Genomic DNA, 12,896 nt, shown 5'->3' on the forward strand with positions numbered 1-12,896 from the left:
CCTTTAGGAAGGGAATTTTCTATATTGTTTTCCATAATTCGGATTTTCATCCGGTCTGCAGATGGACTAGACAACGGCCAGCACGCCCCGATCTGCCGCAATATGGTACAATGAACGCAATCCATTCCTATCCATTCCAACCGCAAGGGGAGCTTCATCATGGCCAGCGACGTTTCCTACACGACCGAAGAGATCGCCAAGCTGCTTAAAATATCCAAACTGACCGTCTACGACTTGATCAAAAAAGGCGAGCTTCCATCTTACCGCGTCGGCAAACAAATGCGCGTCGATGCCGCGGATCTCGAGGCATACAAGCAGCGCGCGAAAGGCTTCGCTTCATCGGAGCGCTCGCCGCTGGCAGCCGCCGAGCTTACGGCCCGCTTCTCGCCTTCGGCGCAAACGGCCGGCGCGCGGCCGATCGTGATCACCGGGCAGGATGTCAGCTTGGACATTCTGGCTAAGCACCTCGAGAAACAGCTCCCCGGCACACGGCCGCTGCGCGCGCATGTCGGCAGCATGGACAGCCTCATCTCGATGTATAAAGGCGAAGCCGATATCGTAAGCACGCATCTGCTCGACGGCGATTCCGGCCATTATAATCTGCCCTACATCCGCAAGCTGCTCGTAGGGACATCGTTCATGGTCGTCAATCTCTTGTCGCGGCAGGCGGGGCTTTACGTTGCGCGCGGCAACCCGCTGCAGCTGCGCGGCTGGGCGGACCTCGGCCGTCCGGGCATTCGCATCGTCAACCGCGAACGCGGATCGGGCGCCCGCGTGCTGCTGGACGAGCAGCTGAGGCTGCACGGCATGAAGGCCGACCGCCTGCTCGGCTACGAGCAGGAGCAGACGAACCATCTCGGCGTCGCGGCTCAAGTGGCTTCCGGCAGCGCCGACGTCGGCGTCGGCAGCGAGAAAGCCGCTTCCCTCGTGGGCGGCATCGACTTCGTCCCGCTCATTCAAGAGCAGTACGATCTCGTCGTCATGAAGACGCCCGCATCGCTCGCTTGGCTGCCGGCGCTGCTGCGCATCCTCCGCTCCGATGCGTTTCAGCAGGAGCTCGAAGCGATATCCGGCTATGACCTTTCCCGGACGGGCGAGATTCTGTATGAAAGCTAGCGGTTCCCGTTGCGAACGTTAACGACTTTTGTTGCTTAGTTAGCGATCGTCCTGGATCGCCTCCGCATGTCGGCCGCACGGCCGCAAGCGGAGGTTTTTTCATTGCGCGCGCAACATACGCCGCGCGCACAGCGTCTTCTATGATAACTGCCATTTGGAATGATTGCCCATGGATTTCTTAATCGAAGGGAGTTCCTCGCCGATGAAGCGCCGAACCTTACTGGCTTCTCAATCCTTGCTCTTGGCCGTCTCGCTCGCCGCCGCCGGATGCTCCAATGCTCATGCGGGGAACGATGCGGAAGCGACAAGCCTTCTCCATCCCGACGCCGCCCAAGCAGCAGTACCGGCTGCAACGAAACCGCCGGCCGCTCCCCCGTCCCCAACCGTACCGTTCGTTCTGGACGGTCAAACTTACCTGCTCCCGGTTCAAAATAAGAAATTTTCCAACTTTAATCATGCCGTGCTTACGAACGCGGGCGTCGTATGGTCGCCGGTGCCCAAAGCCGATGCCGCCCGTCCGGATGCTTCCGTCTTCGTGCCTTCGAAGCCGTTCACGTTCTATTTGAGCCCCGCCGATCAAACGACCCTGGACGCGGCTCGCGCCAAGGAGCTGTACGCCCTTCCGCTCGAAGAAGGCACCGGCCGGGTTTACGTTGCCGATGTCGCCGGCGCAGGCGATTACATCGTCTATCTCACTTACGCGATGGGAATCGGCATGGCCCAATCCGGGCACAACCAGGCGTGGGCGTTGAAGCTCTCGGATCCTTCGCACCCGCGGGCGCTGCTTGACTTTCATGTCTCCGGCGGCTACTTGTACAGTTACGGCATCCTGGAGCCGGAAGGCATCTACGTTTCCGTCAGCCAATACCCTGGCAATGCGGATGGCAGTTATTCATACGAGGCGTATGCGATCGATATCGCCACCGGCAAGAAAGACCGGATCGAGTCGTTCGCTCTCGAAGGAAACGCGATACGGTTCAAGCTGCAGGGTCAAGCCGTCTCCGTTGCTTTGACGCAGGAGTAACCGCTGGATAACCGATCGGCGGTATGCGCAAGCAATCGGCTCGCGCCCCTCCTCGGTGTCAACGATAAGTCGCTTCGAATGACGAAGAACCCGCCAAATTGGCGGGTTCTTCGCGTTATGACATCACATTTGACCTCAAATTTTGATCACATTATGACTTTGTATGATGGCTCATGGGAGCCTTATGGCCAAGGAAGCACGCTCACGTTCGCAACCGCGCGCAGCCAGCTTGCTCAGTCCTTCTCCCCGTTGCCATCCGGACCATGGACATCCCCGTCCCCATCCCCGTCTTCCGTCTCCGCCTCTTCCGGTTCATCCGCCTTTTCTTCGGTCGCTTCCGCGTCGGATTTCGGCTCATCCTCCTGCTCCGGCTTCGCTTCTTGCCCGGGCTTCGCTTGCTGCACCGCTGCAGGCTCCGCTTCCTTCACGGCATGCGTCGTCACCTTCGGCGGCTCCGGACGGGTCCGGCCATAGATAGAGAGATAGATCCCTTCGATCTCCTCGCCCGTCAGATCACCTTGCTTCAGAAGATCCTCAGCAATGATATGCACGAACTCGGCATGATCCCGCACGAGCTTCTTCACCTGCTGCATCTGATCCCTCAGCAATTCGTTGATTTTCGGACGCAGCGTCTTCAGCGCTTCCTGATGCGAGCCCGCCGCCAGGAAACTGAACAGCTCCTCGCCCATCCCGACCGCGCCTAGATAAGCCCCCGCCATGTTGGTCGCCTGCTGAAGATCGGAGGTGACGCCGTTCAGCTTCTTCCCGAGAAACTCTTCCTCCACCGCCCGGGCGGCCAAGCACACCTGAATCGCAGCCAGCATTTCGCTGTCGCTCCGATTGTACCGCTCGTGCGTCGGCTTCGTTGCGGCAAGGCCGAGCGCGCTGCCGCGGCGGATGATCGTGACCTTCCACACCCGATCATGCGGCTTGAGCAAATATTGCGCGACCGCATGGCCCGCTTCATGATAAGCGACATTGCGCTTCTCGTCCTCGCTCATGGAACGGAGCGGCTGCTTCAATCCCCATTCGTAGGTTTCCATCGCGACGCGGAAATCCAGATAGCTGGCGAGCGAAGCGCCCCGCTGATGCGCGATGATGACCGATTCGTTCACGATATGCTTGATCTGCGCCGGGCTGTAGCCGATCGTATCGAGTGCGGCTTTCTCCGGCGTCAGCGTGTCGTCGCTCTTCACTTTCTTCAAGTAATACTGGAAGATATCGATCCGGCCGTCATAGTCCGGCGCATCGACCCACAGCTGCCGGTCGAACCGTCCAGGCCGCAGCAGCGCCGAATCCAGCACTTCGGGCAAATTCGTCGCCGCCACGGTCAGCACCGCGGGACGCTCCGCCTTCTTGCGCCGCAAGCCGAGCTGCCGGAGCAGCTTCGCGATTTTGCCGTTGTCGAGGTTCGGCGGATCCATCTGCAGCAGCAGTTCATTGAGCAGGCCCGAGCCGCCGCCCATGCCCATCATGCCCATCATCGCCCCGCCGCCCCCGCCGTTGCGCTTCATGCCGATCGCGTCGATCTCGTCGATGAAAATAATGCATGCCCCGTAGACGTTCGCCAGATTGCGCGCCTTCTTGTACAGCCTCATGACTTTCATGTTGCCGACGCCGAAGAACATGTTCTGGAAGCTCGGCGCCGAAGCATAGGCGAACGGCACCTGCGCCTCGTTCGCTATAACCTGGGCCAGATAGGACTTCCCTGTGCCTGGCGGACCGCATAACAGGAAGCCACGTATCGCCTCGCCGCCCATTTCCTTGAAATCCTTGACGCCTCTGAGCAAGGTTACGATCCGCTTCGCGTTGTCCACGATTTCAGGGTTGCCCCGATAATCGTCCCAAGTGGCGCCCGTCTCGCCGGGCAGGACCCAGTACGTTCGGCCCCTCGCCAGAAACCAGAAGAGCGCGACGAACTGCACGATCATGAACATCATGGCAAAAAGCAGCTGCAGCAGCAGGTTGAGGATCCCTATCGCAACCGACTGGACCGTAGATCCGCCGGTAACGACGTACCAGATCACCGCTACGATCACCAGCAGCCAGAGGAGAATTTTCCGCCACTTTTTCCATCGATATCTCCCCATATAGCCACACTTCCTTCACAATTGAACGTCTTACCCAAATTTATTAGTCTATGGATTAAAATATTCGCGTTTGAAAGAACAATCGGATGCCGCAAACCGCATAAAAAGAAAGGAACCGCAGCATCAGCCGCGGCTCCTTCCTCTTATTCTCACATGCGATGTCATACCTTTTGCCGGGCGGACCCGGTTCCGAATTCGCCGCTTCGCCCCCACAGCGCCGGCGCGCATATCATACCGACCAGACCGATGGCTGCCGTCGCCCAGCCGAACATCGCAAACACCGGCCGCGCGCCCAGCGCTGCGATCAACAGGCCGCCGGTCAGCGGCGCGCCAAGCATGACGAAGCTCGTCAGCGCCTGATCGACGCCGAACACGCGGCCGATCAGCGCCGCGGGCATTTCCCGCTGCAGCAGATAGGTTTTGGTCGCGATGCATGCCCCGTTCCCGATGCCGAGCAGCAGGCCCAGCGCCAGCACGGCCGCATTCGGCGCGCCGGGACTCAGCAGGCCGAGTCCCGCGAGCGCGGCGCCGAGCATGACGTAGCCGCCGCCCAATCCCCAGCGGGACGAGGCGCGCTTCCGCTTGTTCAGAAGCAGCATGACCGCGACCGAGCCTGCGCCGATCGCCGCGATGAGCCAGCCCAGCAAGGACGGCCTGCCCGGAGCCAGCTCGCGCAACAGCGTGGCGAACTGAAAATCGACCATCAGAATGGCGATCAGCCCGACACAACCGAAGAGCAGCGTATGCAGCACCGGCTTAACGCGGACGATCGTCCGCAGTCCCTCGCGCCATTCCGCCGCCACCGACCGGCGCTTCTCCGCCTCCCGGTCAGGCGAAGCCCCCGATTCGGCCGAACGGACCGTCCAGAGCAGCCCGGCCGATAGCAGCCGCGCGGCCGCATGGGCGACGATGCAGGCGCTTGGCGACAATACCGCGAGGACGAACGCGCCGGCGAGCGGTCCGGCGATTTTGGCGCCTTGCTGCAGCATGCCATTCAACGTTGTCGCCCGAAACAGCTGGTCCTCCGGCACGATATGCCGCATCATGGCCTGCTGGGCCGGCGGAACGAACGCGGCGGCGCCCGCGCGCAGCGCCAGCAGCGGGATCAGCGCGTAGATGTTCGGCGCCAGCAGAATCGCGGCCGTGACGGCCGCCGTGAACAGATCGCTCAGCAGCATCAGCCGGATGCGCGGCAACCGATCGGCGGCGACGCCCGCAAACGTGCCGAGCAGCAGGCCGGGAAGCGCCATGGCCACCGGAATCCAGGACAGCGTCACCGGTCCGACTCCCCATCGATAGACGATCAGCACCTGTATGGCGATGCCGTCGAACCATTCCCCCATCGCCGCGCCGGCGTAGGCGGCAAACATTCTCGTGAAAACGCGATTTTTCCATATACTGTCCGTGCTTCTCCCGCTCGCCGGGTTCGTGGTCATCCTGTCGTTCCCCTTCCGATACCGTTGTCGTCGTTCATCTTACGACGTCATTGTATCGGAGGAAGATCAGAGGACTGTCAGACGACCCCGCCGCACCGGCGTTCGTTACTTCAACTCCTGCTCCAGCATCTCCCTCGTCTTGCCGAGAAGCCGGCTGAAGCCATGCTCCCGTTCGAGATCCGCCCGTTCTGCCTCCAGCTTCCGCATAAGCGCAATCCTTCGCGCGTCTCGTTTGACGTCCGCCGTTGCGGCCGGCGGCCGTTCGAGGCACAGCAGCAGCTGGCGGACCGACATCAGGAGGAGCGGGACGTTCTGCGACTGCCGAAGGACATGCAGTCCCGTATCGACGGCTTGCGCCGCTTCCTTCGTCTCGCCGGAGTGCAGCAGCAGCATCGCCCGCAGCATGTGGAACCGGCCGATTTCCCGCAGGTACGGGGCCTCCGCCAGCATCCGTTCCAACTGCCGCATGCTGCTCGCGGCGGCGGCGCGGTCGCCCTTGGCGATTCGGACATACAGCTCCGCAAGCGCCACGGGCATCGCAAAGCCGGTCAGACAGTCGCGGTCCACGACGTCATGGGCGACGGCGAGCCTCGCCTCCGCCCTCGCGATCTGCCCCGTGTCGGCGTACAGATCGACGATGTTCAATATGTAAAGCTCGCGCTTCTGCTCCGGATCGAGCACGTCCAGCTCCAATGCCCGCTCGAACATCGCCAGGCTTTCGCGCGCGTCCGCCGCGTAGGCGTAGAACAGCAGCACCCAATACAGCCGATGGGCCCGCGGGACCTCGTCCGTATGCAGAAACCATGTCAGGTCGCCCCGGATGAAGTGCAGGTATACCTCATAGAAAGCGTCTACCTCGATGCCGAGCGCATCCTGCTGCGCGGCCAGCGTCAGCATGGAGCGCCCTTGGCCGAAAAGGTGGTACTTGCGGAAGAGGCCCTGCACGGAGGAACGGATTTCCTCGTCCATGAAGGACGGGTTCGGCGCCGCGGCCGCTTCTGCCATCCGCAGGCAGTAGCCGCTGCCTCGCACGGTCACGACTTCGAGCTGCGGCAGGCGGACGAGCTTCCGGCGGATACGGTAGATATGGTCGTCCACGGTCCGCTCGTCCGGGTAGCGGTCCGGCCAGACGCGGTCGAGCAGCTGCTCGCGCGAGAACACCTGTCCGCGCCGGTCGTACAGGAATTTAAGCAGCGCATACTCCTGGGCGAGCAGCGTCGCGGTTTCCGGTCCGCAGCTGACCGTGAGGGCGGCGGGATCGAACCAAATAGGCGCCATGCGGGCCCCCCTTCGAAAATTCGTATTCTCCCCGGGCGGTTGCCATCCTCGGGCAGGAGTCGCCGCCGGCAAACGAGCTCCGCTCGCGGCCGACGCGGGATTTAAACTTCGCCCCAATACACTTCCGTCTCGTAGTCGAAATCGATTTCCCCGTTTACGCTCGTCCTGTCGAACAGCTCCCGCAGCCCCGCGATCAACGGTTCATAGTTCGGGTGACCCGGCATCGGCGAGTAGGAGGAAGACAGCAGCCGCCCTTTCAGGCCTTCGAAATCGAACGACTGGCTCATCGTGAAGCGCGCTTCCCGCATGTTGCCCGGCTTGAAGAATGCGGCCAGGTCGGCCGACGAAATGTTCTTATGCGTCATTTTCTCGTAATCCGTCCCGTAATTCTTCAGGAGCAGGTCGTACCCTTCCCTGAACGGCGTGCCTTGCGTCAACCGTGAATTCCAGATCAGCGCCGCTTTGCCGCCGGGCTTCAAGATCCGGTGGAATTCCGCCTGCGCCGCGGTCCGGTCGAACCAATGGAACGACTGGGCGCAGACGATGAAATCGACGGCATGCTCCGCAAGCGTCGTCTCTTCGGCAGAACCGGCTGCCGCATGAAAGTTCGGCGCTTCCGACAGCGCCTCGACCGCGGCCGAGCGCATCTCGCCATTAGGCTCTACCGCAATGACTTCGCTTCCGCGTTCAAGGAGCAGCCGGGAGAAGATTCCCGTTCCTGCGCCGATATCCGCAACTGTCGATCCGGCATTCAAACCGACTTCGCCGTACAAATAATCAATCGCCTCCGCCGGATAGCTCGGACGATATTTGACGTAGGTATCCACCCGATCGGAAAATCGTTCTTTACTGTTCATGCCGCACGCTCCTTGCCGATGATTTGTTTTTGCTCTTTTCGCCTGCGTCTGCTTTCATTTTCTGTTTTCTGCTGCTACTACACCATAACTAATCGATCGTTGCGCCTGGCATTGGCTTCATGATATCGAAATATACGCTGCCGTCCGAAATAATCGGTTCATACGTATCCAAGCCCCGCTTAACTGCATAAACCGCGCCGCCCTCGCTGTCAAAGCCCGCCCCATGGCAGGGGCACCAGAAGAACATGTTCTTGTTCCCGTCCTGCTGCGCATCCGACGCCGGCACGACCGTACAGCCCAAATGGCTGCAAGCGGGCGACATAATGAGCAGCTGACCGCTCTCGCCGACCGTGACATAGACGAAGCCGCTCACCGGTTTCGTGTACCATGCATCGATGTACGTTGCCTCGTAAGCCACTTTCGCCACGCCGCGCAGCAGCTTCAGATCAGCTATCTCGCCGAGCTTCACGATATTGTTCGGAGGCGCGTCGCTGCCGATCGTCCGGTGCTTCACTGCCCCGTAATAGAACAATCCGGAACTGCCGGCTGCCAGCCCGGCTGCGCCGATCACTGCTTTGGCGGTCGTGCTCAAGAACGCCCTGCGGGTGATTGTCTCCGGAACCTTGCGATCCATGGTCATCGCTCCTCCTGCGGGCATGAACGACAGCCGTCCAGCCGCGTCAAGTCATCGCTTGATGATGGTGATCCAGCTTCCCTTGCACGAACTTGGCATACACGGCATAGCCGGCGAGGACGGATGCCGCCGTCAACAGGAAGGGCAAATAATAATGATCGCCCGCCAAAATATAGCCCGCCCAATACGACGCGATCGTATTGCCGATACTGCGCGATACCGTTCTCATTCCCGCGAACAAGTTGCGGTCGTCCTCGCTGACAGCCGACATGCATTCGCTGTCCATCAAATTGTTGAGCATCGTAAACCCCGTCCCGCGAATGAGCAGCAGAACCGCGAACAGCGCAGCCGGCATGACCATCGCCATCAGCGCCACGATCAGCGCGTTATAGAGGAACAAGATGACGAACGTCTTGCGGCTGCCCCAGCGCTCGACGATGTACGGCATCGTGATGGAGCCGACGAAGAAGAAGAAACCCGACAGCGCGAGCAAGCCGGAAATCATGCTGTCTTCCATGTCGTACCTGAACTTCAGAATGACGTTCAGGAACGGGCTCAGCAGCCCGAACATGAAGCCGGAGATGAAGATCAGCAGCGATAGCAGCAGCAGGAAATTGAAGGCTTTTCCTTTTGCTTTCTGCGGCTTTGCGGCCTTCGCTGCCTCCGAAGCCCGGCCGGAATGCCCGGGCGCTCCTGACGGCTCCGATGGAACTGGCGGCTTGGCCTGGCCGGTGCCGTTATCCTCTGCGCCCGCGGCGATTTCCGCCCTTGCATGCGTCGACGGAAGCAGCAGTCCGCGCAGAATGCCCGCGCTTGCCAGACAGGCGCCAGCCGCGAAGAACGCATACTGGTATAGCGTCGTATGGCCCGGCAGCCAATCCGGCAAATAACCGGCCAGCCACGTGCCGACGCCGGTGAAGAACGTAAACACGGCGAACAGCAGGGAGTAGGCGCTCGTCTCTTCCTTCTTGCTGCGGCAATATTGGAAAATAAGCTGGATTTCCGAATTGACGACCGCCGTGATGCCAAGCGACCAAATCAGCTGCGCGGCGATGACCGTCTCCGCGGTCGTGCCGATTCCGAATAAGATCAGCGCGGCAAAAGCCAGCATCATTCCGGACACAAGCGTCGTTTTGCGCCCGACGCGTTTGACGATCAAGCCGGCGGGCAGACTGGTCAAGCCGACCGTCAGCGCTCCCAGCGACGTAATCTGGCCAATGAAAGCCTTGGAGAAGCCCAGCTCCAAGAGATGCAAATTCAGAATCAAGCCCAATATTCCCGCCCCGATGCCGAATAAGCTTTCCGTCGCGATGAAACGCTTCACGCCAGGCGATAAATCACGAACTAATTGTACGGTATAGGTCCACATGGTGCGCCTTTCTTCTTGCTGTTGGTATGTCTAATCTTACATGCCTCTCCTCTAATCTTACATGCCTCTTCCTTCATGTTCAATCTTAATCTCCCGGCACCGCGATTATCCCCCCGACCCGCGAGCGGCTTCGCTGCCTCTTCGGCGGAAGCCGGATAACCGCGCATGGATCGAATAAACGCACAAAGGGAGCCCGTCATGGACAGGCTCCCTCGGGTAAGGCACGCGATTGCAAGCGACTATAGGCAGCTTACTTCATGGCGCCTTCCTTCAGCAGCGCCGCCAGCTCGGAGGTATACCGGGCCAGCCTCACGCTGATCTCGGAGCGCATCACGTCCCGCGTCATGCCGAAGCGATCCTCGTAGCCGCGGCAGAAGTAGCGGTGATAGACGACAAGGTCCGCATGCTCCTCGTTCAAAATCCGGATGTTCCGCTGCTTCAGCTCCCGCCGCAAGCCGTACAAGTCCTTCACGATCCGGTCCAGAATCTTCTGTCCGGCCATCAGATGCGCGCGCCTGAGAATATTCGTGCCGTTCTCCACGTCGGCAATGCTCTTCTCCACCATCTTCTCCATATGGGGCAGCAGGATAAAGTCGCGCAGCATCGCCCGCTCCTCTGTCGTAATGATGTTCCGTTCCCTAGGCGCGCGCTCCTGCACGGCGGATACGGCGCCCTGCGCGTCCCCGTCCGCGTGATGCTCGTCGTACCGCTCCACGTGCTCGGTCAATAACATTTTGGATTTCCAGCGCTCGTTGCCGTCCAGCCTGCTCATTTGTAGTGTCCTCCAATTTGTTCCGCCCTTTCCCGCGCCACGCCGGACTCCAACAATGACGAGGCGCGCATGATAGCCGTGCTTCCATACCGTTCTTTAATGGCGTCGATGGTCCGCTCCTTGCAATAGGCGCGGGAGCGGTCCTCGAACAGTGTCAACTGAATGACGTTGTCATCCGTCAGCTGCGACAAGGCAATGCTGAGCCGGCTGACCGGCAGCCCGTGCCAATGCTCCCGGAACAGTGTCAGCGCGGCGGACGCCACTTCGTGGCTCAAGGACGTCGGCTGCTGTAACGTCACCTGCCGGCTGAACCAGCAGGAGCGGACGCCGTCGGTTTCCGCCGCGGCCACGGATACGACCGACCCCAGGAAGCGATTGCGCCGCGTACGCTGACACACCTCCACGACCAGTTCCAGCAGCACGACCTCGATATCCTTCAGCTCGCGGTAGAGGTTCCAGCGCAGCGCCTTGCCGTGGCTGACGGACTTGAGCTGGCGCCGGATGCCGGGTTCCACGGGACTTGGATCGATTCCTCGGGCGGTCTGCCAGTAGTACCCTGCTTGAATATCGCTCTGCTTGCCCATCTCGCGCCGCATGCGCCGCTTGAATTCAGCAAAATCCATCCGGGCGATGTCGCCGATGCAAGATAAGCCCATCCGGGTGAAGTGCCTGGTCATTGCGGAAGCGACCATGAACATCTGGTGCACAGGCAGCGTCCAGAGCGTAGACTCCAGCTTGTCGTAGGACAGCTCGAACACGCCCTCGTCGTTCTTCTTCGCATAGTTGTCGGTCGCCATCTTCGCCAGAATCTTCGTCGGCCCGATGCCGACCCGCGACCAGACGCCGGTCGATTGCAGCACGTGCTGCTGAATCCGCGCGGCCAGCTCCTTCGGCGAACCGCCAAAGAAGGCGAGCGAACCCGTTACGTCCAAGAACTGTTCGTCGATGCTGTACGGCTCCACGAGCTCCGTATATGATTCGAAGATGCGGGTAATCAATAAAGAGATCTGGATATACGTCCCCATTCGGGGCCGAATGACGACAAGGTCAGGGCATAGCGCCATTGCCTCCCCGACGCGCGACGCCGTCGTCACGCCGCGCGACTTGGCGATCGGACATGCGGCGAGCACGATGCCGTTCATCCTTACAGGGTCTCCGACGGCAACCGGTTTGTCGCGATATTCCGGATGGGCCGCCTTCTCCACAGAAGCGTAGAAGGACTGTCCGTCGATCAGGAAAATTTGCCTCGACATCTATGAACCCCCTCGAGAAAGCGAATATATGTTCGTATGTTCTTATTATATACCGAATGTACGTTCCCAATGCAAGGGAAAAATCTCCCTGCTCGTACCGATTTCCGCAGCCGCCCGGGAACGGCAAAAAAGCGGCGGTTCAGAACGTTGTCTTCGTTCCGAACCGCCGCTGGCGTCGTCGCACGGCTAATTTGCGCGCAGGGAGTTGTCGATTTCGAACCATCATAACGATGATGAATGCGTTGTCATTATTTCACGAAACGGATCGGCATTCTCCCCGTACGATCCCTTCCGGCTACCGCCTCCGGTCCCGTCAGCGCCTACCGGATGCCGGGCCAGTGGCGCCACATGTCGACGAGCGGCGTTTGCCAATCGTTGCGGCGCTCCTTATGATCCACCCGGAAATAAATCGAATACCGGATCCGGTCCGACAGGTTGATGCCGCCCGCATGGATCAATTGGTAATGCGTGATGATCAAGTCCCCGGGCTCGCCCGTCAATTGAACCGGCTTCGGAAGCGGAACGTTCGCCGAGCGATGCATCGTGCGAAACCCTTCATCGCGGAACAGCACTTCCGCGCCATGCTCCTGGAAATATTGCTCGTATGCCTTGTGGGTGCCCGGATACACCGTGAAATTCCCGTGATCCGGCTCGCTTTGATCGGACAGAACGACGCCGACAAGCGCCGTGAAGTTCTGCGCGATGCTATCCTTGACGCGGAGAACGCCGTCCAGATGCGCCCCGAGATCATCCGGCGGGTTATCCATGTAGCTCGGGAATCGAAGCGCGATTTGTCCCATGCCGATCGGATGGTATTCATCCTCCCCGACCAGCGAATCGAGGATCGCTTTGGCCGGCGTGCGGTTATACAGGTCCGTGATGCAGGGCTTGTTCTCAAGCTCCTTGCAATAATTCGCGCCGTGCTGCCCGTCCGGAACGCCTTTGCCTAGGGCATGGTTGATCGCCTTCATCGCTTCCCGAACCATGATTTTCGGAACGACGCCCGGAATCTTCACATAGCCCTGCTCGATCAATTGCTGCTTCTGCCGATAAGTCAACTCCATCTC

11 protein-coding genes are annotated in these 12,896 nt (G+C 60.3%); 2 read left to right on the forward strand and 9 right to left on the reverse strand.

Translation table 11 applies throughout. From position 1 onward, the window contains the following. Positions 1–159 precede the first annotated feature (159 nt). Both GZH47_RS03080 and GZH47_RS03085 read left to right on the forward strand, forming a co-directional pair. Entirely contained in the window at positions 160–1,116 is a 957-nt protein-coding gene (locus GZH47_RS03080) for a helix-turn-helix transcriptional regulator (RefSeq protein WP_162638486.1), read from the forward strand. Positions 1,117–1,318: 202 nt separating this feature from the next. After that, positions 1,319–2,140 carry a hypothetical protein gene (locus tag GZH47_RS03085; RefSeq protein ID WP_162638487.1) on the forward strand — a complete coding sequence of 274 codons (822 nt, stop codon included), beginning with the start codon at positions 1,319–1,321 and terminating at the stop codon, positions 2,138–2,140. A 233-nt stretch (positions 2,141–2,373) separates the two neighbouring features. Here the strand turns inward: GZH47_RS03085 and GZH47_RS03090 are convergent, their stop codons facing one another. The 9 genes from GZH47_RS03090 to GZH47_RS03130 form a co-directional block, all read right to left on the reverse strand. Further along, complete coding sequence (locus GZH47_RS03090; protein WP_225446346.1) at positions 2,374–4,230, reverse strand: AAA family ATPase; 1,857 nt, start codon at positions 4,228–4,230, stop codon at positions 2,374–2,376. A 161-nt stretch (positions 4,231–4,391) separates the two neighbouring features. Next, positions 4,392–5,666, reverse strand: a complete 1,275-nt coding sequence (locus GZH47_RS03095) for an MFS transporter (RefSeq protein WP_162638488.1) — start codon at positions 5,664–5,666, stop codon at positions 4,392–4,394. Positions 5,667–5,771: 105 nt separating this feature from the next. Next, entirely contained in the window at positions 5,772–6,944 is a 1,173-nt protein-coding gene (locus GZH47_RS03100; RefSeq protein ID WP_162638489.1) for a winged helix-turn-helix domain-containing protein, read from the reverse strand. A gap of 101 nt (positions 6,945–7,045) precedes the next feature. After that, complete coding sequence (locus GZH47_RS03105; protein ID WP_162638490.1) at positions 7,046–7,801, reverse strand: class I SAM-dependent methyltransferase; 756 nt, start codon at positions 7,799–7,801, stop codon at positions 7,046–7,048. A gap of 88 nt (positions 7,802–7,889) precedes the next feature. Then, complete coding sequence (locus GZH47_RS03110; protein WP_162638491.1) at positions 7,890–8,435, reverse strand: QcrA and Rieske domain-containing protein; 546 nt, start codon at positions 8,433–8,435, stop codon at positions 7,890–7,892. A gap of 46 nt (positions 8,436–8,481) precedes the next feature. Continuing rightward, positions 8,482–9,804 carry an MFS transporter gene (locus GZH47_RS03115; protein ID WP_162638492.1) on the reverse strand — a complete coding sequence of 441 codons (1,323 nt, stop codon included), beginning with the start codon at positions 9,802–9,804 and terminating at the stop codon, positions 8,482–8,484. Positions 9,805–10,054: 250 nt separating this feature from the next. After that, entirely contained in the window at positions 10,055–10,576 is a 522-nt protein-coding gene (locus tag GZH47_RS03120; protein WP_162638493.1) for a YhjD family protein, read from the reverse strand. Next, positions 10,573–11,829, reverse strand: a complete 1,257-nt coding sequence (locus tag GZH47_RS03125; RefSeq protein WP_162638494.1) for a DNA polymerase IV — start codon at positions 11,827–11,829, stop codon at positions 10,573–10,575. Before GZH47_RS03125 ends, GZH47_RS03120 begins: the two co-directional genes overlap by 4 nt. Before the next feature lie 320 nt (positions 11,830–12,149). Further along, on the reverse strand, positions 12,150–12,893 hold the full coding sequence (locus GZH47_RS03130; RefSeq protein WP_162638495.1) for a phytanoyl-CoA dioxygenase family protein: 744 nt from the start codon (positions 12,891–12,893) through the stop codon (positions 12,150–12,152). Between the last annotated feature and the right edge of the window lie 3 nt (positions 12,894–12,896).

The organism is Paenibacillus rhizovicinus, from assembly GCF_010365285.1.
GTDB lineage: Bacteria > Bacillota > Bacilli > Paenibacillales > Paenibacillaceae > Paenibacillus_Z > Paenibacillus_Z rhizovicinus.

Excerpts from the sequence above, each read along its gene's own strand:
- GZH47_RS03120 (WP_162638493.1), bottom strand. The coding sequence starts at position 10,576 with ATGAGCAGGCTGGACGGCAACGAGCGCTGGAAATCCAAAATGTTATTG.
- GZH47_RS03085 (WP_162638487.1), top strand. The coding sequence starts at position 1,319 with ATGAAGCGCCGAACCTTACTGGCTTCTCAATCCTTGCTCTTGGCCGTC.
- GZH47_RS03130 (WP_162638495.1), bottom strand. The coding sequence starts at position 12,893 with ATGGAGTTGACTTATCGGCAGAAGCAGCAATTGATCGAGCAGGGCTAT.
- GZH47_RS03125 (WP_162638494.1), bottom strand. The coding sequence starts at position 11,829 with ATGTCGAGGCAAATTTTCCTGATCGACGGACAGTCCTTCTACGCTTCT.
- GZH47_RS03080 (WP_162638486.1), top strand. The coding sequence starts at position 160 with ATGGCCAGCGACGTTTCCTACACGACCGAAGAGATCGCCAAGCTGCTT.
- GZH47_RS03110 (WP_162638491.1), bottom strand. The coding sequence starts at position 8,435 with ATGGATCGCAAGGTTCCGGAGACAATCACCCGCAGGGCGTTCTTGAGC.
- GZH47_RS03105 (WP_162638490.1), bottom strand. The coding sequence starts at position 7,801 with ATGAACAGTAAAGAACGATTTTCCGATCGGGTGGATACCTACGTCAAA.
- GZH47_RS03090 (WP_225446346.1), bottom strand. The coding sequence starts at position 4,230 with ATGGGGAGATATCGATGGAAAAAGTGGCGGAAAATTCTCCTCTGGCTG.
- GZH47_RS03100 (WP_162638489.1), bottom strand. The coding sequence starts at position 6,944 with ATGGCGCCTATTTGGTTCGATCCCGCCGCCCTCACGGTCAGCTGCGGA.
- GZH47_RS03095 (WP_162638488.1), bottom strand. The coding sequence starts at position 5,666 with ATGACCACGAACCCGGCGAGCGGGAGAAGCACGGACAGTATATGGAAA.
- GZH47_RS03115 (WP_162638492.1), bottom strand. The coding sequence starts at position 9,804 with ATGTGGACCTATACCGTACAATTAGTTCGTGATTTATCGCCTGGCGTG.